The 826-nt window shown below is 74.1% G+C and carries 1 protein-coding gene; it reads right to left on the reverse strand.

Annotated features, from left to right (window positions below):
* Nucleotides 1-36: 36 nt before the first annotated feature.
* Nucleotides 37-826: putative cytokinetic ring protein SteA (gene steA / locus D8M34_RS18360; RefSeq protein WP_202976300.1), on the reverse strand; the 790-nt coding region annotated here is incomplete at its 5' end.

The following is an 826-nucleotide window of genomic DNA, read 5'->3' on the forward strand; positions in this document are numbered from 1 at the left end:
CCGCGACCAGGGCGATGCGGTGGTGGCGCCGCGAGATCACGCCGGGAACCATCCGGCGACCAGGGCCCGCACGCTCTCCAGCACGCCGCGCATCCACTCCACCACCGCGGGGCCGCCGCCGGACACGCGCACGGCGACGACGACCGCGACCACCGCGGCCGCGACGAGCAGCAACAGCGGCGCGAACGAGGTCCGGCTCCGGTACATCTGGGCGATCATCGCGCCGTCGACGACGCTGCCACCGGCCTGCAGCCGGGTCAGGAACGTCGAGGCGTTGCTGCCGGACCGCCCCCGGTCGAGGAACTCCCCCATCGACGCCGCCAGCCCGACCGTGACGATCATCGACGCGCCGCGGTGGTGGGCGAGCAGCAGCGCGAGGTCCTCGGGGTTGGCCATCGACGGGAAGGTGACGGCGCTGGCGCCCAGGTCCTGCACACGGTGCAGTCCCAGGGCGTGCCCGTCGGGGAAGGCCGGGACGACGACGTCGGCGCCGGTGGTCAGCGCCTGGTTCGACACCTCGGAGGGGTCGGCGACGATGGGGTCCGGGCGGTGGCGTGTGTTGAGCAGCGCGTCCGCGCCCGCCCCGACGCCGACGAGCACCGGCCGGTACTCCTTGATGTAGGCCTTGAGCCGCCTGAGCACCGCGAGGTGCTCGAACCCGGCGGCGACCACGAGCAGCGGCCGCCCGTCGAGGGTGACGTCGACCTCGGGGACGCCGTGCCCGTCGAGGAGCAGCGAGCGGTCGCGGCGCATGAACTCGATGGTGTTCGCGGCGAACGCCTCGAGCTGGTGGGCCAGGCCCTGCTTGGCCTCGTCCAGGGCGTCG

It is taken from the genome of Microbacterium sp. HSID17254 (genome assembly GCF_003989315.1).
Lineage (GTDB): Bacteria > Actinomycetota > Actinomycetes > Actinomycetales > Microbacteriaceae > Microbacterium.